We start from the raw sequence: 22,086 nt of genomic DNA on the forward strand, positions 1-22,086 counted from the left end.
CGTTCAGGCGAACGGGGTGGGGGTCACCCCGGCGTCGATGAGCGCGGCGCGGACCAGTTCCGCGCAGCGCACCGCGCCGGGGCTGTCGCCATGCAGGCAGATCGACTCGACCGGGGCGGGGACGACCGTCCCGTCCACGGCGACGAGCGTGCGCTCGACTGCCATCCGTACCGCCCGGACGGCCACCTGCTCCGGGTCGGTCACCAGCGCGTCCGGTGAGCTGCGCGGCACCAGCGTGCCGTTGGGCAGGTAGTTGCGGTCGGCGAAGCCCTCGGCCACCACCCGCAGGCCGGCACCGGCCGCGAGCTGGGCCAGCACGGTGCCGGGCTGGCAGAGCACCGGCAGCTCGTGGTCGTACCCGCTGATCGCCGCCACCAGCGCGGCGGCCTGCGATTCGTCGCGGGCCGCCGCGTGGTAGAGCGCACCGTGGGGTTTGAGGTAGCGGACCCGGGTGCGGTACAGGCGGCAGAAGGCGTCGAGCGCCCCGAGCTGGTAGATCGTCTCGTCGCGCAGCTCGGCGAAGTCGTACGCGATGTGCCGCCGGCCGAAGCCGGCGAGGTCGCGGTAGCCGACCTGCGCGCCCACCGCGACGCCGCGTTCGGCGGCGCCGGCGCAGACCCGGTGCATGGTGGCCGCGTCACCGGCGTGGAAGCCGCAGGCGACGTTCGCGGAGCTGATCAGGTCGAGCAGTGCGTGATCGTCGCCCAGCCGCCAGCTTCCGAATCCCTCGCCCAGGTCAGCGTTGAGGTCCATGAAACGTCACCGTAGTGCCTGGCCGGGCCTGGGCGAGCGGGGTCACGTCGTCCACCACCCCGATGACCGGGTACCCGCCGGTGGTCGGGTGGTCGGCCAGGAAGACGAGCGGTTGGCCCGACGGCGGTACCTGCACCGCGCCGAGCACCAGGCCCTCGCTGGGCAGTTCGCCGGCGACCGCGCGGGGCAGGGCCGCGCCGGCCAGCCGCGCGCCGACCCGGTTGCTGTCCGGGCTCACCGTGTACGCGTCGCGGCACAGCAGCTCCAGCGCCTCGGGGGTGAACCAGTCCTGCCGGGGGCCGGGACGCACGGTGAGCCGCAGTTCGTCTGGGACGGGCCGCGTGACGGCGAGGTCGACGGGTGCGGGTGGACCGGCCGGGGTGCCGAGGGGCAGCCGGTCCCCGTCGCGCAGCGGCGGCGGCCCCAGGCCGGAGAGCGTGTCGGTGGCGCGGCTGCCGAGCACCGGCTCGACCGCGATCCCGCCGCTGACGGCCAGCCAGGTGCGTACCCCGGCGCGGGCCGGTCCGACGCGCAGCACCGCCCCGGCGGGCAGCGCGAGCGGCCGTCCCACGTCCGCCGGGCGCCGCCGTGCGGCTCCGGCCGGCCACTCGACGACCACGTCGGCCGGGGCCCCGGTGAGGGCGGCAGCCACCGCCCGGGTGACGCGCAGCGCGCAGCCGGTCAGGGTGATCTCCAGCCCGGCGGCGTGCTCGTCGTTGCCGACGAGCCGGTTGGCCAGGCGCAGGGCGGCCGGGTCGAGCGCGCCGGAGCGGGGTACGCCGAGGTGCGCCCACCCGTGCCGGCCCTGGTCCTGGACGGTGGTGAGCGCGCCGGCCCGCAGCACCTCGATCACAGTGCGTCGGCCAGCCGGACGCGGGTGCCCGGGGTGAGCCGGGCCGGCGGGTCGGCGTGCACGTCGAACAGCGGCAGGTCGGTGCGGCCGACGAGCAGCCAGCCGCCCGGTGACGCGGCGGGGTAGATGCCCGCGTACGGGCCGGCGAGCGCGACCGAGCCGGCCGGCACCCGGGTACGCGGTGTGGCGAGCCGGGGCACGGCCAGCTCGGGCGGCAGCCCGGTCAGGTACGCGAACCCGGGGGCGAACCCGCAGAACGCGACCCGGAACTCGGTGCGCCGCAGCCGGTCGACGACTGCTGGCACGTCCACCTGCCAGTGGTCGGCGACGCGTGGGAGGTCTTCGCCGTCGTACACGACCGGCACCCGGACCTCGGTGGTGGCCGCGCCGGAGGCCGCGGTCCGGGGCCGCCAGCCGGTGATCCGCGCGGCGGCCGCCTCGGGGTCCGGTACGCCGTCGAGCAGCACGGTGACCGCGCCGGGGACGATCTCGGTGGCGGTCAGCTCGCCGGCCTCGCGGCGGTGCCACAGCTCGGCCTGCCACGCCTGCGCCTGCTCCGCGTCGTCGCAGTCGAGGAGCAGGGCGTACGCCCCGGCCGGCCGGATCCGCATCCGGTCATCCTCCCGTCGGCTGACGTGACGGTCCACACTACTTGCAAGTAACCTACGCCGTCGTAACCTATTGAGGTGACGACCTCCGCACCGTTCCGGCTCCGGCCGGCCGACATCGGGAAGCCGCGCATGCGCGGCTGGCTGCACGCATACGCGTTCTTCGCCGCTCTCGTCTGCGGCATCGTGCTGTGTTCGATCGCCGCCGGCCGTCCCGGCTGGGCGCCGCTGGTGAGCTGCCTGATCTACAGCTTCACCGTGTGCGGGCTGTTCGGCACCAGCGCGCTCTACCACCGGCGGGTCTGGTCCGAACGCGGCTACCAGATCATGCGCCGGATGGACCACTCGATGATCTTCGTGTTCATCGCCGGCACCTACACACCGTTCTGCGCGCTGCTGCTGGACAACCGGCAGGCCACGATCATGCTGAGCCTGGTCTGGGGCGGCGCGATCGCGGGCGTCGCGGTGAAGCTGATCTGGCCGCACGCGCCGCGCTGGGTCTCCGCCCCGCTCTACCTGGCGCTCGGCTGGGTGGCGGTGGCCATGCTGCCGCAGATCCTGCATGCCGGTGGCGTCACCGCGCTGGTGCTGCTGAGCGTGGGCGGCGCGATCTACAGCGTGGGCGCGGTGTTCTACGCGCTGCGCCGGCCGAACCCGTGGCCCACCGTCTTCGGGCACCACGAGTTCTTCCACGCCTGCACACTCGTCGCCGCGATCTGCCACCACATCGCGATCTACTTCGCGTTGTTCGCCTGAGCCGGACCGCGCCGCGCCGGCACCGCACCTCGGGCCGGACCGGGCCGCGCCGGACTCCGGACATGCGCGAGGGCCCCGCGCCGTTGCGGGGCCCTCGGGTTCCGGGGGGATCAGGCCGGGTAGCCCGAGCCCGGGCGGCGCACCTCGCGGTACTCCTCGCGCACGACGCGGTCGTCACGCACCGGCACCACCGGCTCGGCGACAACCTGCTCGCGTACCGGGGCGGCCACGACCCGGCGGCGGCTGTTCCAGAAGTAGAGCGTGGTGAGCAGGCCGGCGACGCCGGCGAGCATGAGCACCCAGCCCACCACGTTGAGGTTCAGCCATCCCAGATTGGCGTCGATGGCGAACGCGAAGATCGCGCCGAGCGCGATGAGGAAGATGCTGGCACCGATGCCCATGACTTCGCCTCCTTGGCGTCCTGCTGGCGTTTCCTGCCCGCCGCGGCCATGGATGAGGTAGCGGCACACATCGACATACCCAGGCGCTTTGATCGTCAATCAGGCAAGCTGGGCGATATGACGGACGGCAGGAACGGGCAGCGGACGCTGGTGCTGCTGCGGCACGCCAAGGCCGAGCAGTCCGGTGACCTCCCGGACACGGACCGGTCGCTCACCGCGCGCGGGCACGCCGACGCCGCCACCGCGGGCGCCTGGCTGGCCCGGCACGGGCTGCTCCCCGACGTGGTCCTCTGCTCGCCCGCCCGGCGCACCCGGCAGACCTGGCACGACGTGGCGATGGGCATGAGCGGTTCCCCGCCGGAGGGCGGTCCCGCGGGCTCGGCTCCCGCGGTGCGCTACGAGCCGACCGCGTACGACGCGCTTCCGGATCAGCTGCTGGAGCTGCTGTGGACGGTCGAGCCGACCGCCGGGACGGTGCTGCTCGTCGCCCACAACCCGGGGATCTCTCTGCTGTCGGCGCTGCTCGACCCGCAGCGGGCCGACCCGGACGGGCTACGGACCACCGATCTGGTGGTGCACCGGCCGACGACCCGCTGGGCCGACCTCGCGCCGGGAAACGCGCCGATCACCGGCCGCCACACCGCCCGCGCCTGAGCGGACGGCTCAGACCCGGCTGTCGTAGGTCGCCCGGTTGGCGAGCACGTCGTCCATGTGCGTCTCGGCCCAGGTCTTCAGGCCCCGGATCATCTCGTGCAGGGAGTACCCGAGGTCGGTCAGCTCGTAGGTGACAGTCACCGGCACCGTCGGCTCCACGGTGCGGGTGATCATTCCGTCGCGCTCCAGGGCGCGCAGCGTCTGGGTGAGCATCTTCTGGCTGACCCCGGGCAGCGTGCGGAACAGCTCGGAGTATCGCCTCGGTCGCGGCTCACCGGCGCAGTCCGCTCCGAACCGGTGCGAGCCGTCGGTGCGCAACGCGGCCAGCACCAGCGTGACCCACTTGTCGGTGATCCGGTCGAGCAGTTGCCGGCTGGGGCACTGGGCCAGGAACGCGTCGTACTCGGCCTTGCTCATGCTCTGCTCCTGCCACGCCGGTGAGCTACGCACTTTGAGGTGCCTACTTCCCCCCGGAAAGTTACACGCCGATAGTGGAGGCCGGGCGCTGTGATCCGGCGGCGCCCGTGACGGACGACGAGAGCCAAGAGGTACACGCATGGCCCGCACCACCCTTCCCGGCGGCACCTGGACGCTGGGCGACCTGACCGTCACCCGGTTCGGCTACGGCGCGATGCAGCTCGCCGGCCCCTGGGTCATGGGACCGCCCGCCGACCACGACGGCGCCCTGGCGGTGCTGCGCGAGGCGGTCGCGCTCGGCATCACCCACATCGACACCAGTGCGGCGTACGGGCCGTTCGTCACCAACCGGCTGATCCGGGAGGCGCTGCACCCGTACCCGGATTCGCTGCACGTCGTCACCAAGGTCGGCGCGGACCGGGACGAGCAGGGTGGGTGGCCCACCGCACGGGATCCGGAGAGCCTGCGCCGGCAGGTCCGGGAGAACCTGGAGACGCTCGGCGTGGACGCGCTCGGCCTGGTGAACCTGCGGCTGGGCGACGCCACGGGGCCGCAGCCCGGATCGCTCGCCGAGGCGCTGGACACGCTCGCCACGCTCCAGCAGGAGGGTCTGATCCGCCACCTGGGCCTGAGCAACGTGACGCCGGAACAGGTGGCCGAGGCGCGGTCGATCGCGCCGATCGTCTGCGTGCAGAACCTGTACAACCTGGCCCACCGCCAGGACGACGACCTGATCGACGAGCTGGCCCGGCAGGGCGTCGCCTACGTGCCGTTCTTCCCGCTCGGCGGGTTCACCCCGTTGCAGTCCTCGGCGTTGTCGGCGGTGGCCGAACGCCTGGGGGCGACGCCGATGGGCGTCGCCCTGGCGTGGCTGCTGCGGCGTTCGCCGAACATCCTGCTGATCCCCGGCACCAAGTCCGTCGCGCACCTGCGCGAGAACGTCGCCGGAGCCGGGCTGACCCTCTCCGGCGACGACCTCGCCGAGCTGGACCGGATCGGCCGCTGAGACGCGGCGTCAGGACGGCGGGGCCGTCGGCGGCGGCGGGTCGGGCGGCGGCGGCATCATCGCCGTCGGATGCGAGAGCCGGTTCTCCTCCACGATGAGCGTGCGGGCCCGCTTGCGACGGTCCTGCCAGAACCACAGCGTGGTCAGCAGGACGCCCAGCCCGGCCAGGATGAACACCCAGCCGACCGCGCGCAGGTCGATCCACCAGACGTTGGCCCGGATGGCGAAGGTCATGATCGCGCCGAGCGCGATGAGAAAGATGGCGCTACCAATGCCCATGTGCGCTGCACTCCCCCGTGCGATGGCCTTGGGCGTACTCCGGTCGTGGTCCGCGACGGTTACCCGCCACCGGGCCGCCTATCCACCCCTGACACACGCACGACGACGGCCGGCGGGCTGGTGCCCGCCGGCCGTCGTCATGAGGGGGAGAGTGACGTTTCAGGGGTGAAAGCCCCCGAAAGGGCTCAGAAGACCTCCTCCGGGAGGTCCATGATCTCCAGGTCGGTGCCCTCGATGATCCGGCGGTCGGCGCCGATGCGGGGCAGCACCTCGCGGGCGAAGAACCGGGCCGCGGCGACCTTGCCGGTGTAGAAGGACTTGTCGGCCGCCGAGACCTCGCCGGCCAGCGCCTTCAGCGCCACGTCCGCCTGCTTCTGCAGCAGCCAGCCGACCACCAGGTCGCCGATCGCCAGCAGGAACCGGCGGCTGCTCAGACCCACCTTGTAGAGCGCGCGGGTGTCGCCGCCCTGGGCCTCGCCCAGCCAGCCGGTCATCACGCCGAGGATGTTCTGGATCTCGGCGAGCGCCTTGCCGAGCGCCTGACGCTCCTCCTTGAGCTGGCCGTTGCCGGCCTCGGAGGCGATGTGCTCCTGGATCTCGGCGGCGACCGCCATCAGGGCCTTGCCGTTGTCCCGGACGATCTTCCGGAAGATCAGGTCGAGGCTCTGGATCGCGGTGGTGCCCTCGTACAGGGTGTCGATCTTGGCGTCCCGGACGTACTGCTCCAGCGGGTAGTCCTGGAGGAAGCCGGAACCGCCGTAGGTCTGGAGCGCCTCGTGACCGAGCAGCTCGTACGCCCGCTCCGAGCCGACGCCCTTGACCAGCGGCAGGAGCAGGTCGTTGACCCGCTTCGCCAGCTTGGTGGCCTTCTCGTCACCGGCCGCCTCGGCGATCGTGACCTTGTCCTGCCAGGTCGCGGTGTAGCAGACCAGCGCGCGCAGGCCCTCGGCGTAAGACTTCTGCAGCAGCAGCGAGCGGCGCACGTCCGGGTGGTTGGTGATGGTCACCCGCGGGGCGGTCTTGTCGGCCATCTGGGTCAGGTCCGCGCCCTGCACCCGGTTCTTGGCGTACTCCAGCGCGTTCAGGTAGCCGGTGGAGAGCGTGGCGATCGCCTTGGTGCCGACGAGCATCCGGGCGTACTCGATGATCATGAACATCTGGCGGATGCCGTCGTGCTTCTCGCCCAGCAGCCAGCCCTTTGCCGGTACGCCGTGCTCGCCGAAGGTCACCTCGCAGGTGTTCGAGACCTTCAGGCCCATCTTGTGCTCGACGTTCGTCGCGTAGACGCCGTTGCGCTCGCCCAGCTCGCCGGTCTCGGCGTCGAAGTGGTACTTCGGCACGACGAACAGCGACAGGCCCTTGGTGCCCGGGCCGCCGACGCCCTCGACGCCGACCGGACGGGCCAGCACGTAGTGGACGATGTTGTCGCTCAGGTCGTGCTCACCGGAGGTGATGAACCGCTTCACGCCCTCGATGTGCCACGAGCCGTCCGGCTGCTGGATCGCGCGGGTACGGCCGGCGCCCACGTCCGAGCCGGCGTCCGGCTCGGTGAGGACCATGGTCGAGCCCCACTGCTTGTCGATGAACAGCCGGGCCCACTTCTTCTGCTCCTCGGTGCCCTCGACGTGCAGCACGTGGGCGAAGGACGGGCCGGAGGCGTACATCCAGATCGGGGCGTTGGCGCCGAGCACCAGCTCGGCGAGCGACCACCAGAGGGCGCGCGGGGCGTTGGTGCCGCCCAGGGACTCCGGCAGGTCCAGGCGCCAGAACTCGGAGTCCATGAACGCCTTGTACGACTTCTTGAACGACTCCGGCAGCGGCGCGGTGAACGTCGCCGGGTCGAAGACCGGCGGATTGCGGTCGCTGTCCGAGTAGCTGGCGGCCAGATCCTCGCGGGCGAGGCGGTCGACCTCGCCGAGGAAGCTGCGGGCGGTGTCGACGTCCAGGTCCGTGAACGGCGCCTGGCCGAGCGTCCGGTCCGCCCCGAATACCTCGAACAGGTTGAACTCGAGGTCCCGCACATTGCTCTTGTAGTGGGTCATGCTCGCTGGCCCCGCTTCCGGACAGGTGTTACCGATCAGTAACTCCAGACTGTATTACTCGCCGGTAGGCAACGACAAGCGGATCTCGGAAGTGACAGCGATTACACACTTCCCGTTCATCCGTCGGCGGCGCCGACCTCCCAGCTCGGTACCGGGGATGCGGTGGTGCTGCGCGGGCCGACGTACTCCATCAGGACCAGCGCGATGTCGTCGTCGAGCCGGCCGTGCACCCACTCGACCAGGGCGGTCTCCAGCGAGGCCAGTCCGTCCGCGACGGTGCCGTGGCCGAGCAGCCGCCAGGCTCGGTCGGCGGTGGGGAAGAACTCGCCGTCCCGGCGCGCCTCGCCCAGCCCGTCGGTGAACAGCAGCAGCCGGTCACCCGGCTCCAGCCGCTCCACCCGAGGGCGGACCACTGGCATGAAGCCGAGCGGCGGCGCGGGCGCGGGCGGCTCCAGCGGGATCACCGCGCCCCGGCGCAGCAGCAGCGGCGGCGGGTGCCCGCAGTTGACGATGGTGAGCGTGCCGCCGCGCTCCTCGACCAGGGCCGCGGTGACGAAGTCCTCGTCGCCGACGTTGCGGGCCACCGCGCGGTCCAGGTCGGTCACCACCGCGCGCAGGTCGGCCCGCTCGTACGCGACGTGCCGGTAGGAGCCGAGGACGATGCTGGCCAGGCGGACCGCGTCCAGCCCCTTGCCCCGTACGTCGCCGATGATCATGCGCACGCCGTACGGGGTGTCCATCACCTCGTACAGGTCGCCGCCGATCTCCGCAGTGGCGGTGGACGAGATGTACCGGGCGGCCACCGCAAGCGTGCCGACCTGCGGGCCGAGCGGCCGCAGCACCGCCTGCTGGGCGACCGAGGCGAGCCGGGACAGCTCCGCGATCCGGTCCGCCTGGCGCTGGCGTATCGCCGCCGTGGCGGCCGCGATCGCGGTGGCCGCCCCGACAGCCGTCACGTTGACCACTGTCACCAGCGGGCTACCCCGTTCGGCGACGGCGAAGCCGACACCGATGGCGGTGGCCAGGCCACCGACCACGAGCACCACCCGCCAGGACGCCAGCGCCGCCGCGAGGAACGGCGCGACGACCATCAGCGCGAGGTAGTGCGCCGGTCGGCCGTCCGCCAGTTCCACGGCGACCACGATCGCGAGCAGCGCGAGGGCCGCGCCGAGGCCGGCGCGGGATCCGGGACTCAGCGGGCCTCGGCCCGGCTGGAAGGGTTGCGTGCGTACATCGGACAGCATGCCTGATGGACGTGAACGGGAGAATGAACCTGGCCCGTCGGTCGTGGAAGTTCTGCCCGAGTGGCCGGTCAGCCGAGCACCTCGTACCGGACGTTCACGTGGCCGAGGCCGGTGGCGGCGATGGTCGCGAACGCGGCGCGGGACAGGTCCAGGCACCGGCCCTCGATGAACGGGCCACGGTCGTTGATCCGCACCACCACCGACTTGCCGTTGGCCGGGTTGGTGACCCGGACCTTGGTGTCGAACGGCAGCGTCTTGTGCGCCGCGGTGAGCGCGTTCGGGTTGAACGTCTCGCCGTTCGCCGTCATCTGGCCCTCGGCGTAGAAGGAGGCGCCGCAGGAGCCGCTGTCCACGACCTTCGGGCTGCTCGTCTTCTTCGCCGTCGGCGACGGGGAGGCGGTCCGGGCCTTGCTGCGGGAGGCCGCCTGGGTGCGGCTCGCCTTCGGACTCGGGGTGGCCTTCGGCGACGGGCTGAGGCTCGCGCTCGGCGAGGCGGACGCGCTCGGCGAGGGGGCGGCCGACGTGGGGGCGGGCGTGCTGGGCAGCGTCTCGACCACGGCCGGCTCGGCGGGCGGCTCGGCGGAGGTGAGCCGCACGGCGCCGACGGTACCGCCGACCGCGAGCGCCACGCCGACCGCCGCGGTCGCGGCGATGGCGGCGGGCGAGGAGAACTTGCGGGTACGAAGGTGCCTAGCAGCCACCGGCCCGGTCCTTTCGTCAACTGAACAAACCGGCCCGGACCGTAACGAGAGAAGCACTTCCGAAGTCAACGTGATCATGGTGCTATGCCCGCATTTACCCTGGTACGTGTAGCCGATCACGCCACAGTCGATCGGCCGAACGGCCCACCGATCCGCCAGGATGGAAACCGTGCTGAGTCGTCGCCTGATCGAGCTGTTCGGATGGATCGACCCCGGCCCGGGCAGCACCCACCTGATCAGCGACATCTCCGGCTGGTGGCGCGACCCCGACGTGCTGGCCCAGGTCGGCCCGGCACTGGCCGGGCTGTTCCCCGCGGACCGCCCGACCGTCGTGATCGCCCCCGAGGTGACCGGGCTGCTGCTCGGCCCGCTCGTCGCGGTCGCCGCCGGAGCCGGTTTCCTGCCCGCGTACAAGGACGGCGGCGAGCGGCGCCGGGTCGGACCGACGCGCTGGGCGCAGACACCCCCGGACTACCGGGGACGGCGGCTGCGGGTCGGCGTGGACGGCCGGCGGCTGAACCCCGGCGACCGGGTGCTGCTGATCGACGACTGGGTCGACACCGGCGCGCAACTGGACGCGCTGGGCCGGGTCGTCCGGGACGCCGGGGCCGGCCTGATCGGTGCCGCCGCGCTCGTCGCGACCTGCCCGCCCGCGGTCGCCGAGCGGCTGAGGCTGCGCGCCCTGGTCACCGGCGACGAGTTGCCGTGAGACGCCGGCAAACCGGATGAGCGACGGCGGTACGGTGCCGTAGCGTCGACAGCATGTGGCCCCGCATCGGTGGATTGCGCGCACTCGCCCTCGGCACGCCCGGCGAGCTGCGCACCCGGCTCAACACCCTCGTGCTCTCCGGCGTGAAGACCGCCACCGCCGGGCTCGTCCAGGAGTATGACGACGAGAACGAGGAACTGGAGTACGTCGGCGAGCGACTGGTCCTGGTCGACGACAACGACGCGCTCGTCGGCGTCGTGGAGGTCACCGGCGTCGAGGTGGTGCGCTTCGCCGACGTGCCGTGGGACTTCGCCCGCGCCGAGGGCGAGGGCGACCGGTCGATCGAGGAGTGGCGCGAGGGCCACGGCGCCTACTGGGCCCGGCAGGGCACACCGGTCACCGACGACACCCGGATCGTCTGCCTCCGGTTCCGGCTGGTCTCCACCGAGGGCAGCGTCGGCACCTAGCCGGCCCGGCGCAGCTCCGGCAGCAGCGCCGCCGCCTCCACCAGCACGGCCTCGTCGCCCGCGTACCAGCTGCTGGCCCGGGGCCAGTGCGTCACCACGTCGGTGAAGCCCAGCCGGGCCGCCCGGACCACCTGCTCGGCGAGGAAGTCGGCGCTGGTGAGCGAGAACACCGGCGCGGAGTCGAGCGACAGGTAGCGGTCGAGCGTCGCCGGGTCACGGCCGGCCTGCTCCAGCGTCCGGGTCATCCGGTCGGACAGCTCCGCCACCGTGCCCCACCACGCCTCGATGTCGTCGCCGCCGAGCCCGGTGGTGACCCAGCCCTGCCCGAACCGGGCGACCAGCCGCATCGAGCGGGGACCGTTCGCGGCCAGCACGAACGGCACCCGGGGCTGCTGGACGCAACCCGGGTTGTTGCGCGCGTCCACGGCGGTGAACCACTCCCCGCGCCAGGTCGTGCCGTCCTCCCGCAGAATCAGGTCGAGCAGCTCGGTGAACTCGGCGAACCGGTCCACGCGCTGCCGGGGCGGCAGCGTCTCGCCGCCGAGCACCGCCGAGTCGAAGCCGATGCCGCCCGCACCCAGGCCGAGCAGCACCCGGCCGTCCGACACGTCGTCGAGCGCGGTCACCTGCCTGGCGAACGCCGCCGGGTGCCGGAAGTTCGGCGACGCCACGAGCGTCCCGAGCTTCACCCGGGACGTCACGCCGGCCGCCGCGGTGAGCGTCGCCCACGAGTCGAACCACGGCCCGTCGACCAGGTCACGCCAGCCCAGGTGGTCGTAGGTCCAGGCGTGGTCGAAGCCCCACTCGTCCACCTGGGCCCACCGCCGACGCGCTTCCGACCAACGCTGGTCGGGCAGGATCACGATGCCGATTCGCATGATCGCCAGGGTACGACCCGGGCCGGACATCCCGGCCCGGGTCGCGGGGGATCACGCCGCCAGGTCGGCCACCACGCAGGCGATGTTGTCCGGCGCGCCGGCCGCGTACGCCTGCTCGACCAGGCGCTCGACGGCGCTCTCCGGATCGTCCGCCTCGGCCAGCGCGGCGTGCAGCGCGCCCGGGTCCACCACTGCGGAGAGGCCGTCGGAGCAGAGCAGGTAGCGGTCGCCGGGCAGCGCGGTACGCAGCGCCAGGTCCGCCTCCACCTCCGCGCCCGCGCCGAGTGCCCGGGCCAGCAGCGCGCGCTGCGGATGCGCCAGGGCCTCGGCCGGGGTAAGCCGCCCCTGGTCGACGAGCGTCTGCACGTACGTGTGGTCCTGGGTGAGCCGGGACAGCTCGCCGCCGCGCAGCAGGTACGCCCGGCTGTCCCCGACGTGCACCAGCGCGAGCCGGGTGCCACGTCGCACGAGCGCGGTGAGCGTGGTGGCGGGCTGGTCGGCGTCGGTGGCGTGCGCGCGTACCGCCCGGTCGGCCCGGGTCACCGCGTCGGCAAGCGCGGCGAGCAGATCGGCCCCCGGCGCGTCCGCCTGCTCCAACGGCCGCAGCGCGTCCACGGCCGCCGCGCCGGCAGTGGCCCCGGCGGGACCGCGTACGCCGTCGGCGACCGCGAGCAGCGCCGCGCTCGCGTACGCGGTGTCCTCGTTGGAGTCGCGGACCGTGCCGGTCTCGCAGCGCGTCGCGTACCGGAAGGTGGTCTCGGACATGGTGGTGCCCCTCTCGCTGAGCCTGTCGACGAGGAGCGCGACGGCCCGGCCGCGCGCCGCGGTGTCCGCGCTGACCCGCCGCCACCAGGCGTCGAGCGCCTCGGCGGCGGCAGCGGGCGGCAGGCCGCAGACGGTACGGATCTCGGCCAGCGGCATCCCGGCCCGGCGCAGCCCGGCGATCAGCCGTGCGCGGTCCGCCTGCTCCGGCGCGTAGTAGCGGTAGCCCGAGTGCGGGTCCACAGCAGCAGGGGGCAGCAGCCCGCAGTCGTCGTAGATGCGCAGCGCCTTGGCGCTCAGGCCGGTCGCGCGGGCGAACGCGCCGATGGTCAGCAGTCGCACCGTGCCTCCCTCGCGCTCCTCGTGCCGGTCACCGCGACCGGCACCGGTCACGCTGGGCCTTGCCGCAGGGGACGGGTCAAGGCGTCGTTGTCGCCAGTTTGGCCAGCATCCGGCCCAGATGCGGCTCGATCGTGCCGGTCGGCGCCTCGTTCACCTCGGCCGGCGTCCACCAGCGGATGCCCGCTAACTCCACCGGATCGGGCGTGAACCGCTGGTCACGGTCGGCGGACAGCACGTACCAGAGGCTCACGTCGGTGTGCCGGTGCTCGGGCGGGCCGACCGTCTCAGTGACGGTGAGGAACGCCGGGCGCTCGCCGAACGGCGGCGCGAAGACCGCCGCCACGCCCAGTTCCTCCCGCAGTTCGCGGCGCACCGTGTCGGCCGGGTGCTCACCGGGCTCGACGTGACCGCCGCTGGGCAGCCACATCCCCGCGAGGCGGTGGTCGACAAGCAGCACCGCGCCGTCGGCCGGGTCGCGGAGCAGGAAGTACGCGACCAGGTGCGGCGACGGCGTACGCGGCTTGACCCGGCGGAAGATGTCATCCGTGCCGGCCAGCCAGGCCAGCGCCGCCTCCCGGTGCCGTGCCTCCAGCTCGTCACCCGGTGGCAGTTCCTCGACCAGTGCCCGGATCTCGTCCCGCATCCCGCCGATGCTGCCAGCCGGGTACGACGGTCAGTCCGGCGGCAGCGGGTTGGCGTCAGCAGCCGCGCGGACGAACTCACGTACCCGGGAAGTGGTGTTCCCGGCCGACCACACCGGACCGCGACAGATCGGCGGCGCGTCGTGGATCGGCACGTAGGCCACGTCCGGGCGGGCGTAGAACTGCCGGGCCTGCTCGCCCACCGGCAGCACCCCGCGCCCCATCGCGACGAGCGCCAGCATCTCCGAGAAGCTGCCGCCCACCGGGCCCTTCGGCACCGGGCGGCCGGACGGGGTGCGGTCCGGCGTGCGGTCCTGCTTGAACGCGGCCGACGTCACCGCCGGGTACTGCACCACCGGATGGTCGCCCAGCACCTCCAGCGACACCGACTCCTCGGCCGCCAGCGGATGATCAGCGGCCACCGCGAGCACCCGGCGCTCGCGCAGCAGCACCGGGCCGTTCGCCATGCCGTCGAAGGGATACGAGGCGATCAGCACGTCGATCGTGCCGTCCAGCAGGCTCGACCGGGTGCTGGCCAGCGGCGCCTCGTGCACGTGCACCTCGCAGTCCGGGTGGCGCTCGGTGAACCGGGCCACCGCGCGCAGCAGCACCGGAGCTGTCGACTCACCCACGTACGCCACCCGCAGCTCACCGGTGAGCCCGCGCCCGGCGTCGACGGCCCGCTGCACAGCCGCCTCGATGCCGGCCACCAACGGGCGCATCTCCTCGGCCAGGCGGGCGCCGATCGGGGTGAGCCGGACGACCCGGCTGGTCCGCTCGAACAGCGGCGCGCCGATGCGGCGTTCCAGCTTGCGCACCACGTGGCTGACCCGGCCGGTGCTCACCCGCAGCCGCTCGGCGGTCCGCCCGAAATGCAGTTCCTCGGCCAGGGTCAGGAACGTCTCGACCTCGTACCGCTCCAGCACCGGAGCACCTCCGTCGTTGCCTGCGGGTCAACGATCGTAGTCCGGATCGGGGTTGGTCCGGACGGCGCGCCGGACCAGGGTTGACGGCATGCACAACCATCTCGTGACGGTGACCGGTTTCGACCACCTCGTCCTCTCGGTGAGCGACGTCGAGCGTTCCCTCGACTTCTACTGCGGCACGCTCGGCCTGGCCCCGGTGCGGGTCGACAGGTGGCGGGCCGGTGAGGTGCCGTTCCCCTCCGTACGCGTCGACGCCGGCACCATCATCGACCTGATCGAGGGCGACCCGACCGGGTCCAACGTGGACCACTTCTGCCTCGTGGTGGAGCCGGTCGACTGGCAGCGGGTGGTCGACTCCGGCGTCTTCACCGTGCTGACCGGCCCGGTACCGCGCTTCGGGGCGCGCGGCACCGCCACCTCGATCTACGTCAGCGACCCGGACGGCAACACAATCGAACTGCGCTGCTACCCGGCCGACGCCTAACCTGTTCCGATGCCGGAGCTGGAACGACTCGCCGCCCACCACGCACCCGCCGTGCTGCGGTTCGAGCGGGAGAACCGGGCCTACTTCGCCCGGTACGTCCCCGACCGGGGCGACGACTTCTTCACCGGGTACGCCGCCCGGCACGCGGCCCTGCTGGACGAGCAGGAACGCGGCACCTGCCACTTCCACGTGCTGGTCGGCGACCACGGCGCCGTGCTGGGGCGGTTCAACCTGGTCGACGTCGCAGGCGGCAGCGCCGAACTGGGCTACCGGGTGGCCGAGCGCGCCGCCGGGCGCGGGCTCGCGAGTGAGGGCGTGCGGCGCGTCTGCGAACTGGCCCGCACGGAGTACGGGCTACGCCGGCTGGTCGCCTCGGCGGCCCTGGCGAACCCGGCCTCGCTGGCGGTGCTCCGGCGTGCCGGTTTCGTGCCGGACGGCTCGGTACCCGGCTGCGCGGTGGATCTGGACGGGGAGCCCGGCCTGCGGCACACGCTCGACCTCCGCGCTCCCTACGCGGCCGCGTCCCCGTAGGCGGGCGCTCCGGCCGGCTCGTACGTCAGTTGTAGCGTGCCGTGGTCGTGGGTGACCGACTCGGTGAGCCGCAACGCGCTCGGCACCGTCCCCTCGCCGAACAGGCGCTTGCCGGTGCCGAGCACCACCGGGTACACCCACAGGTTGAGCCGGTCGACCAGGCCCAGGCGCAGCAGCGACTGCACCAGGTCCAGGCTGCCGATCACGTGGACCTCGTCGTGGCGGGCCTTCATCTCGGTGACTCGCTCGGCCAGGTCACCCTGCACCAGCGACGAGTTCGCCCAGGTCAGCGGTTCGGCGAGCGTACGGCTGGCCACGTACTTGGGCACGCCGTTCAGCAGCCCGGTGAAGGGGATGTCCGCTGGTGCCTTCGGCCAGTAGCCGGCGAAGATGTCGTACGTCTTGCGGCCCAGCAGGAGCGCGTCCATGCTGCTCGCCTGCTGGAACATCACCGCGCCGGACTTCTCGTCGAGCAGCGGCATCTGCCAGCCGCCGTGGCTGAAGCCGCCCTCGCGGTCCTCGTCGGGTTCGCCGGGAGCCTGCGCCACGCCGTCGAGGGTCAGGAACTCGGTCACGATCAACTTGCCCATGGGTCCGCTCCTCCGGTTTCCGATCCGTCAGCCGTCAGACCTCTCAACGACCGGCAACTCATCGCCGCCGGAATTGCCTGTGCCCGTGTCGCCTCCCACGTAAGATCATTCTCTTCGGCAGGCGTACGCCTTCCGGAGTCCTCGAAGGCGGATTTCGCCATGATCCCCGATCGGACTGAGACAAGCGTCCTCCTGGACGAGGCACTGGCGGGTGTGGCCGTCGCGTTCCAGGGCATGACGGCCCACGAGCAGGAGTCCAACTGCGAGTGCCACTGGGGCAGCGCGGAGGAACTGGCACTGCTGAAGACGCCGGACGTGCCGCTCGACGATGACCTGTTTCGTCGCACGTACTGGACCATGGACTGGCACTATCCCGGTCTGCTGCTGCGCCGGATCCTGCCCCAGGTGACCCAGCACCTCGTGACCGGCCGAATCGTGCTGATGGACGGGCTGGGCAGTTTGGCGAACTTCTTCGCCGTCTCCCCCTGGCACGAGTGGCCGAGAGAGCAACAGGCTGCCCTGCGGAAGTTCCTGAACGTGTGGTGGGTGCACGTCCTGGTCGAGCCCGACGCGAAGGTGCCCGCACACGCGGCCCTGTCGTTCCTCGCCGAGGCCACCACAGAGCTCACCCCGTGGCTGGCCGACTGGGCGGAGGCGCTGGCCGACGAGCCGGCCCGGCGACACCTGGTCCAGGCCATCGATGAGTGGATGTACGACCTGCGGGGCGATGCGCTGCCGTGGCCGAGCTGGCACGACATCGACGCGTGGGCCCCCGCGCTGCAACTGTGGGTGATCCGACACGCGCCCACCGTCCTGCGCGAGTACGACGCGTCGGCCGAACTGCTCGAGGACATCCGCCGGTTCAGCCTTCCCGACTCCGAGCGGTACGACAAACCGCTCTCGCGGTGGCGCTCCAGGCGCCCGTGGCCTGAGTGACGTCGAAAGCCCTGGCGGGACTCACGTCCTGGCCAGGGCCTTCACTGCGGTCACGCCCCCTGTCGCCCGCGCCGGCCAGCTCTCGAACGGCGATCAGCCCAAGTAGCGCTGCCCTCGATCAGCAGCCTCACCGCGCGAACATCCGGCACCACCAGGTGCCACAGAAGTTTCTTCGACTCCAGCCAGCCCAGGCCGCGCTCGCGCATCAGAGCGATGGCTGCATCTACCGGCATCCCGTCAGCGAGCCGGCTCCGCACTTCTTCGAACTGCTCAGGCCAGTCCGATCGCAGCCCGGCACAGGCACCGAATCGCTCGAAGTTCTCCCGCGCCTCGGCCAGGGTCAGCCCGTTCGGCCCACTCAACTCGTCGGCGCTGAGGTCGTCTGTCCCGTCATCCTGCCAGAAACACACCAGGCAGATCCCGTGCATGCCACGCTCGTCGAGCGTGAGGCACTGGCAGCACGGACACGCATACGGCCCACCCTCCGGCCCACGACGCACATATCTCGACGCTCGATCAGCCACGCCTTGAATCCTGTCGAACCGGAGACAACCGGTCTGGGGGCACCGGATGAAGACGGCTGCGCATGAAGGCGACCATCTCGCGGCGCGCCGGCCGGGCGGCCGGCACCAGACCGGGAGTGCTCAGGAAGGTGTGGGTGGCTCTCGGGTAGCAGGTCAGGCGGGCGTCGGTGCCGTCCTCGCGAAGTCGTTCGACGTAGCGGCTTCCGTGGTCGGCCAGCGGATCCAGTGCGGCGGTGATCACCAGTGTCGGCGGCAGTCCGCTGAGGTCGTCGAACATGAGGGGTGACACGCTGCGCGGGTCGAGCGTGGGCGGCAGGCTCACCTTGCGGGCCGCGCGCAGCCGGGACACCGACAGCGTGGGGTTGTCGGCGTTCTCCGTGATCGAGGGGTACTCGGTCATGCTCTCCGTCCAGTCCGTGCCCGGGTAGAGCAGCGCCTGGGCGCTCAGCGGTGGGCCGTCCTTGCGGGCGCGCAGGGCGATGAGTCCGGCGATCGTGCCACCGGCGCTCTCGCCCATGACCGCGACGGCTGCGGGATCGACGCCCCACTGGGCGGCATCTTCGACGAGCCGGACGACGGTGTCGTAGCCGTCGTCGATCGGCTGGGGCAGCGGGTGCTCCGGCGCGAGGCGGTATTCCACCGAGACGACCACCGCCGGGCACCGGACCGCGAGGTGGCTGTTGAGCCAGTCGTGCTGGGCAGCGGTACCCGCGAAGAAGCCTCCGCCGTGGAACGAGACGACCAGAGGCAGCTTCCGGCCGGTGTCCTTCGGTCGGTGTACGCGCAGGCCCAGGCGTCGACCAGGCAGATCGATGGAGGCTGCCTCGATGCGTGCGCGGCGGTCCGGGAAGCCGGTGATGATCCGTGCGACACGAGACGATGCCACGCGGTTGGCCTTCTCGCGCGTGGCGATCACCTGCTCGTCGGTCAGAGCCTCCCAGTCCAGGGTGTCCCTCAGGAGCCGGGTGCCCAGTGGGGCCTTACCTCTCATGGTGTCCTCCGGGGTGCAGACGCTGTGGGCTCACTGTCACAGCCGGTGCATGCCGGTGGATTGAACGAATGTCAGGACGGACTCCCCACCCCTCCGGCGTCAGGGCCGGGCGGGCCAGGCGACGTCGTCGACGGCGAGGAACGGTGCGTTCGCCACGGTCGTGGGCGTCGCTCCGGTGAAGGTCATGACGTCTCGGTGGAGGTGCGACTGGTCGGCGTAACCGCTGTCTGCCGCCGCCGCTGCGGCGCTGTGACCCGCGGCGAGGCGATGGGCTGCACGATCGAACCGGATGAGCTGGGCGGCGCGCTTGGGGGTGAGTCCGATCTGGGACCGGAATCGGGCCCACAGCCGTTTGCGGCTCCATCCGACCTCGGCCGCCAACCGCTCGACCCGCACCTGTCCCCCGCCGGCCACCATCCGCCTCCAGCAGTAGGCGACTTCCGCATCGACCGCGCGGCCCACGTCCTGACGCCGGGCCAGCGCCACCTCGGCCATCGCGAACCGGTCGTCCCAGGATCGGGCGGCGCGCAGTTGCTCCTGGATTCGCGCGGCGTCGCGCCCCCAGAGGTCGTCGAGGGCTGTCACGGTCCCGCTCAGTTCCGATGCGGCACCCAGGACCGCGTGCGCGATCACAGGCGACAGCCGCACCTGAAGGCACGCGAAGCTTCCGGCCTGTCCTCGTCCTTGCGCGCCAGGGGGTGACGCGAGTCCGGCGGTGACGCAGCCTCGCTGTTGCCGTCCAGCACCGTCGTCGACGACGATCGGCTGATCGCCGAGGTCGAAGATCACCATGACGGCGGGATGCGGCACGACCTCGACCTCGACCGGGGCGTCAGCCCGATCGCTGAAACCCGCCATGGTGACCCCCGCCAACCGGCCCGGTCGTTGCGGAACCGCGATATCCCAGGCGGGCGAACCGGAGCGCACCGGCTCGGTAGGTCGCACACCACGATGGTACGTGTCACCTCAACCGACTCCGGAGATCCGCCTTGGCCCAGGCGGCGTCCCGGGACACGTGAGCGACCCAGGCGGCGAGCTGATCAGCCCTAGCGGGCTCCGCCCGGTGCGAACACCGCGTAGAAGTACCGGAGGCTGTCCTCCGGACCGTTCTCCAGTCGTTTGAAGGCCTTCGCAATCGGATTGCACCAGCGCTGCCCGCCGAGCTCCACCACCATGGGCCACCCGACGACGGCCAGTTCGTCTGCCGCCGTTGCGCGCCACCGTCCACCGGCATGGCGGGTCAGCACCTCGCCGACATAGCAACCGAAGCCGAAGAGAGTCTCCGCCACCTGTCCAGCCGCGAGGCCCTCGGCCCGAAAGCCGTCGAGGATGGCGTCCACGGATGCCAGGCTGTCCGGCGTGTAGTCCAGGTGCACGCCGCTGACCTGGGCCGCTGACACCACGATGTCGCCCGCGAACCGGGCTGCGTTCTCCGGGACGGGCGCGTACTTCAGGCGCAGTTGCACGGTTCTCTCCGTTGATCAACAAATGGGGATCGCGCGATCGTACCGACGACGGCCGACAGGCAGCGGCCTCGCGACCGGCTCGCAGGGCACCGGACGAGCACGACGCCGTGGCCTGGTCGCGACGTCCGCCCTCGCCGGCCTGCGTCTCGCCCATGAACCGCTTCTCCCGATGCTCACCGCCCCAGTCACCGGCGTCAGCAGCCCTACCTCGTCCGCACGTCAGGTGCGAACCGGCGGCTCGCCGAATCTGCCACCACGGACGACGGAATCGGTCTCGACTTCGTGGGCCGTCCAGACGTGACCGACGAAGTCGTCCACCGCGACACCACCGCGTCCGAGCAGCGTCCGGATCGCTGCCACTGCCTCCTGCCGCCGCGACAACCGGTAGTTCACCTGGACCGCCCACGCCGGCCGCTCGCCGACAGCGCGCTCCAACTCCGCCACCATCTCGGGCTCCCAGTCCAGGTACAGGTCACGGTGTTCCTCCACCAGCCAGAGGAAGACCGAGCCCGGCGCGACCCACTGATCCGGCTGGGTCTCACCGAGGGCACCCAGGAGCCGCAACACGTCCGCCCTGGACACGGCCGGGAAGACGAACGCATTCTCACTCACGCGCAGAACCATAGGCGCCGGCAAGAAGCCGCGGTCATCGTCCCGTGCAGGCTGGTGACCCTGGAACATCGAAGGCCCTGACCGGGACTGTCGTCCTGATCAGGGCCTTCACGTTGGAGCGGGTGACGGGAATCGAACCCGCACTGTCAGCTTGGGAAGCTGATGTTCTGCCATTGAACTACACCCGCAGGCGGCACCACTCTACCTGAAGGCCCCCACCCTCGTGCATCCAGGTGCCCGCGCCACTTCGGCGAGGTGGCTACATCGGCGAGCGGTTGAGCCCGCCACCTCCCCGAGCTGGAGTGGATCAAGCACCCACCGGAGCCGGCCGGCGCGAAGTTGCACGTCGGCAACATATGGGCGTTCTCAAATCTGTCGATGAGATGTAACGTCTGCCCCACGTTTCCGAACCGGCGTGACACACCCCCTGGCACGCCGTCAGAAAGAGGTGGGCCCATGGGACTCCGTCCCAACCTGCTGACCCGGCGTACCGCCGGTGTCGCGACGTCGACCCTCGCGCTGCTGCTCAGCACCGCCGCCGTCGGCGTCGTCCCCGCTGCTTCGGCCTTCTCGGCCGCCCCGGCCGGCGTCTGCGCCGAGCCGGCCGACGCCCACGCCGACGAGCACGCGAACGCTCGCGTCGCGAAGGGTGGCAACGCCAAGCTGGACCCCAACCACCTGACCGCCAAGCAGGTCCGTGACCGTGAGGCCGACCTCGCCGCCGCGCAGCGCGAGCGGGCCAACTTCCGGACCGGCGCCGTCGCGCCGCTGGCCACCGTAACCATCCCGGTCGTCGTGCACGTCATCCAGGAGAACAGCACCCGGGCCGGCGGCAACATCACCGACTCGATGATCAACCAGCAGATCACCGTGCTGAACCAGGCGTACGCGGGCTCGACCGGCGGCGCCGCCACCGCGTTCGGGTTCCAGCTCACGAAGATCAACCGGGTGACCAACCCGTCGTGGTACCCGATCGTGCAGGGCTCCTCCGCCGAGCGCTCGATGAAGACCTCGCTGCGTGAGGGCGGCAAGAACACGCTGAACATCTACCTCGGCGAGCTGAGCGACAGCCTGCTGGGCTGGGCCACGTTCCCGAAGCGGACGCTGGACAAGATGGACGGCGTGGTCGTGCTCAACGAGTCGCTGCCCGGCGGCACCGCGACCAACTACAACCAGGGTGACACCGGCACCCACGAGGTCGGCCACTGGCTGAACCTCTACCACACCTTCCAGGGCGGCTGCTCCGGCTCGGGCGACAGCGTCTCCGACACCCCGGCCGAGGCGTCCCCGGCGTACCAGTGCCCGACCGGGCGGGACACCTGCTCGACCGCGGGCAAGGACCCGATCACCAACTTCATGGACTACACGTACGACTCCTGCATGTACCAGTTCACCGCCGGTCAGGCGAGCCGCATGCTCACCGCGTGGAACGCCTACCGCGCGGCCTGACCCTCGCACCACGTACCGGTGCCGGCCCTGTCCTCGGACGGGGCCGGCACCGTTTCGTTCCGGG

General features: G+C 71.8%; 28 protein-coding genes and 1 tRNA gene. 9 read left to right on the plus strand and 20 right to left on the minus strand.

What is annotated here, in order from left to right; translation table 11 throughout:
- Positions 1–3: 3 nt before the first annotated feature.
- From ACN27C_RS07835 to ACN27C_RS07845, 3 genes are read right to left on the minus strand one after another with little or no spacing between them, the layout of a single operon-like run.
- Positions 4–753: a LamB/YcsF family protein gene (locus tag ACN27C_RS07835; protein WP_120572392.1), complete on the minus strand. Its 750-nt coding sequence runs from the start codon at positions 751–753 to the stop codon at positions 4–6.
- A complete protein-coding gene (locus tag ACN27C_RS07840; protein WP_358170707.1) occupies positions 737–1,606 on the minus strand; it encodes a biotin-dependent carboxyltransferase family protein in 870 nt (289 codons plus the stop codon). Before ACN27C_RS07840 ends, ACN27C_RS07835 begins: the two co-directional genes overlap by 17 nt.
- On the minus strand, positions 1,603–2,217 hold the full coding sequence (locus ACN27C_RS07845) for a 5-oxoprolinase subunit B family protein (protein WP_422750822.1): 615 nt from the start codon (positions 2,215–2,217) through the stop codon (positions 1,603–1,605). Before ACN27C_RS07845 ends, ACN27C_RS07840 begins: the two co-directional genes overlap by 4 nt.
- 75 nt (positions 2,218–2,292) lie before the next feature.
- On the opposite strand from ACN27C_RS07845, the gene trhA reads away from it, so the two are divergent.
- On the plus strand, positions 2,293–2,970 hold the full coding sequence (gene trhA / locus ACN27C_RS07850; protein ID WP_121685723.1) for a PAQR family membrane homeostasis protein TrhA: 678 nt from the start codon (positions 2,293–2,295) through the stop codon (positions 2,968–2,970).
- Positions 2,971–3,080: 110 nt separating this feature from the next.
- Here trhA and ACN27C_RS07855 read toward each other — a convergent pair whose 3' ends face one another.
- Positions 3,081–3,371 (minus strand): DUF6458 family protein, encoded by a 291-nt coding sequence (locus tag ACN27C_RS07855; RefSeq protein WP_120572396.1) that lies wholly within the window; start codon positions 3,369–3,371, stop codon positions 3,081–3,083.
- Between the two features lie 117 nt (positions 3,372–3,488).
- Between ACN27C_RS07855 and ACN27C_RS07860 the strand changes: the two genes are divergently transcribed.
- Positions 3,489–4,025 carry a SixA phosphatase family protein gene (locus ACN27C_RS07860; RefSeq protein WP_120572397.1) on the plus strand — a complete coding sequence of 179 codons (537 nt, stop codon included), beginning with the start codon at positions 3,489–3,491 and terminating at the stop codon, positions 4,023–4,025.
- A 9-nt stretch (positions 4,026–4,034) separates the two neighbouring features.
- Here ACN27C_RS07860 and ACN27C_RS07865 read toward each other — a convergent pair whose 3' ends face one another.
- On the minus strand, positions 4,035–4,442 hold the full coding sequence (locus ACN27C_RS07865; RefSeq protein WP_120572398.1) for a winged helix-turn-helix transcriptional regulator: 408 nt from the start codon (positions 4,440–4,442) through the stop codon (positions 4,035–4,037).
- A 139-nt stretch (positions 4,443–4,581) separates the two neighbouring features.
- Here ACN27C_RS07865 and ACN27C_RS07870 point away from each other — a divergent pair, with 139 nt between their 5' ends.
- Entirely contained in the window at positions 4,582–5,448 is an 867-nt protein-coding gene (locus ACN27C_RS07870) for an aldo/keto reductase family oxidoreductase (protein WP_357235707.1), read from the plus strand.
- 9 nt (positions 5,449–5,457) lie between these two features.
- On the opposite strand, the gene ACN27C_RS07875 is transcribed toward ACN27C_RS07870, so the two are convergent.
- From ACN27C_RS07875 to ACN27C_RS07890, 4 genes are all read right to left on the minus strand, one after another.
- On the minus strand, positions 5,458–5,727 hold the full coding sequence (locus tag ACN27C_RS07875; RefSeq protein WP_013283345.1) for a DUF6458 family protein: 270 nt from the start codon (positions 5,725–5,727) through the stop codon (positions 5,458–5,460).
- Between the two features lie 185 nt (positions 5,728–5,912).
- Positions 5,913–7,769: an acyl-CoA dehydrogenase gene (locus ACN27C_RS07880; protein ID WP_120572400.1), complete on the minus strand. Its 1,857-nt coding sequence runs from the start codon at positions 7,767–7,769 to the stop codon at positions 5,913–5,915.
- A gap of 116 nt (positions 7,770–7,885) precedes the next feature.
- Positions 7,886–9,013, minus strand: a complete 1,128-nt coding sequence (locus tag ACN27C_RS07885; protein ID WP_120572401.1) for a PP2C family protein-serine/threonine phosphatase — start codon at positions 9,011–9,013, stop codon at positions 7,886–7,888.
- A gap of 68 nt (positions 9,014–9,081) precedes the next feature.
- Positions 9,082–9,714 carry a septal ring lytic transglycosylase RlpA family protein gene (locus ACN27C_RS07890; protein ID WP_422750823.1) on the minus strand — a complete coding sequence of 211 codons (633 nt, stop codon included), beginning with the start codon at positions 9,712–9,714 and terminating at the stop codon, positions 9,082–9,084.
- A gap of 160 nt (positions 9,715–9,874) precedes the next feature.
- On the opposite strand from ACN27C_RS07890, the gene ACN27C_RS07895 reads away from it, so the two are divergent.
- The gene (locus ACN27C_RS07895; protein WP_422750824.1) at positions 9,875–10,423 is read left to right on the plus strand and encodes a phosphoribosyltransferase; all 549 of its coding nucleotides are present in this window, start codon (positions 9,875–9,877) and stop codon (positions 10,421–10,423) included.
- Between the two features lie 53 nt (positions 10,424–10,476).
- Positions 10,477–10,890 carry an ASCH domain-containing protein gene (locus tag ACN27C_RS07900; RefSeq protein WP_151500991.1) on the plus strand — a complete coding sequence of 138 codons (414 nt, stop codon included), beginning with the start codon at positions 10,477–10,479 and terminating at the stop codon, positions 10,888–10,890.
- Here the strand turns inward: ACN27C_RS07900 and ACN27C_RS07905 are convergent.
- From ACN27C_RS07905 to ACN27C_RS07920, 4 genes are all read right to left on the minus strand, one after another.
- Positions 10,887–11,798, minus strand: a complete 912-nt coding sequence (locus ACN27C_RS07905; RefSeq protein ID WP_358170691.1) for an LLM class flavin-dependent oxidoreductase — start codon at positions 11,796–11,798, stop codon at positions 10,887–10,889. The genes ACN27C_RS07900 and ACN27C_RS07905 overlap by 4 nt on opposite strands.
- Positions 11,799–11,819: 21 nt before the next feature.
- Positions 11,820–12,872, minus strand: a complete 1,053-nt coding sequence (locus ACN27C_RS07910; protein WP_071098934.1) for a MerR family transcriptional regulator — start codon at positions 12,870–12,872, stop codon at positions 11,820–11,822.
- A 76-nt stretch (positions 12,873–12,948) separates the two neighbouring features.
- Positions 12,949–13,515, minus strand: a complete 567-nt coding sequence (locus ACN27C_RS07915; RefSeq protein ID WP_422750825.1) for an NUDIX hydrolase — start codon at positions 13,513–13,515, stop codon at positions 12,949–12,951.
- A 30-nt stretch (positions 13,516–13,545) separates the two neighbouring features.
- The gene (locus ACN27C_RS07920) at positions 13,546–14,439 is read right to left on the minus strand and encodes a LysR family transcriptional regulator (RefSeq protein WP_422750826.1); all 894 of its coding nucleotides are present in this window, start codon (positions 14,437–14,439) and stop codon (positions 13,546–13,548) included.
- Positions 14,440–14,527: 88 nt separating this feature from the next.
- Between ACN27C_RS07920 and ACN27C_RS07925 the strand changes: the two genes are divergently transcribed.
- Both ACN27C_RS07925 and ACN27C_RS07930 read left to right on the plus strand, forming a co-directional pair.
- On the plus strand, positions 14,528–14,923 hold the full coding sequence (locus ACN27C_RS07925; protein WP_030269673.1) for a VOC family protein: 396 nt from the start codon (positions 14,528–14,530) through the stop codon (positions 14,921–14,923).
- Between the two features lie 9 nt (positions 14,924–14,932).
- Positions 14,933–15,454 carry a GNAT family N-acetyltransferase gene (locus ACN27C_RS07930; protein ID WP_422750827.1) on the plus strand — a complete coding sequence of 174 codons (522 nt, stop codon included), beginning with the start codon at positions 14,933–14,935 and terminating at the stop codon, positions 15,452–15,454.
- Here the strand turns inward: ACN27C_RS07930 and ACN27C_RS07935 are convergent.
- On the minus strand, positions 15,433–16,044 hold the full coding sequence (locus ACN27C_RS07935) for a dihydrofolate reductase family protein (protein WP_422750828.1): 612 nt from the start codon (positions 16,042–16,044) through the stop codon (positions 15,433–15,435). The genes ACN27C_RS07930 and ACN27C_RS07935 overlap by 22 nt on opposite strands.
- 159 nt (positions 16,045–16,203) lie before the next feature.
- Here ACN27C_RS07935 and ACN27C_RS07940 point away from each other — a divergent pair, with 159 nt between their 5' ends.
- Positions 16,204–16,980, plus strand: coding sequence for a hypothetical protein (locus ACN27C_RS07940; RefSeq protein WP_422750829.1), 777 nt, complete (start codon positions 16,204–16,206; stop codon positions 16,978–16,980).
- A gap of 50 nt (positions 16,981–17,030) precedes the next feature.
- On the opposite strand, the gene ACN27C_RS07945 is transcribed toward ACN27C_RS07940, so the two are convergent.
- From ACN27C_RS07945 to ACN27C_RS07970, 6 genes are all read right to left on the minus strand, one after another.
- Complete coding sequence (locus ACN27C_RS07945) at positions 17,031–17,504, minus strand: CPCC family cysteine-rich protein (protein WP_422750830.1); 474 nt, start codon at positions 17,502–17,504, stop codon at positions 17,031–17,033.
- Positions 17,497–18,495 (minus strand): alpha/beta hydrolase, encoded by a 999-nt coding sequence (locus tag ACN27C_RS07950; protein WP_422750831.1) that lies wholly within the window; start codon positions 18,493–18,495, stop codon positions 17,497–17,499. The genes ACN27C_RS07945 and ACN27C_RS07950 overlap by 8 nt, the downstream gene beginning before the upstream one ends.
- Positions 18,496–18,594: 99 nt before the next feature.
- On the minus strand, positions 18,595–19,440 hold the full coding sequence (locus ACN27C_RS07955) for a helix-turn-helix domain-containing protein (RefSeq protein WP_422750832.1): 846 nt from the start codon (positions 19,438–19,440) through the stop codon (positions 18,595–18,597).
- A gap of 101 nt (positions 19,441–19,541) precedes the next feature.
- The gene (locus ACN27C_RS07960; RefSeq protein ID WP_120572412.1) at positions 19,542–19,961 is read right to left on the minus strand and encodes a hypothetical protein; all 420 of its coding nucleotides are present in this window, start codon (positions 19,959–19,961) and stop codon (positions 19,542–19,544) included.
- Between the two features lie 219 nt (positions 19,962–20,180).
- The gene (locus ACN27C_RS07965) at positions 20,181–20,573 is read right to left on the minus strand and encodes a hypothetical protein (protein ID WP_422750833.1); all 393 of its coding nucleotides are present in this window, start codon (positions 20,571–20,573) and stop codon (positions 20,181–20,183) included.
- Positions 20,574–20,687: 114 nt separating this feature from the next.
- Positions 20,688–20,761, minus strand: a tRNA-Gly gene (locus tag ACN27C_RS07970).
- Between the two features lie 268 nt (positions 20,762–21,029).
- On the opposite strand from ACN27C_RS07970, the gene ACN27C_RS07975 reads away from it, so the two are divergent.
- A complete protein-coding gene (locus ACN27C_RS07975; RefSeq protein WP_302904808.1) occupies positions 21,030–22,022 on the plus strand; it encodes a zinc metalloprotease in 993 nt (330 codons plus the stop codon).
- Positions 22,023–22,086: the final 64 nt, after the last annotated feature.

The organism is Micromonospora sp. WMMD1219, assembly GCF_049315215.1.
Taxonomy (GTDB): Bacteria; Actinomycetota; Actinomycetes; order Mycobacteriales; family Micromonosporaceae; genus Micromonospora; species Micromonospora tulbaghiae.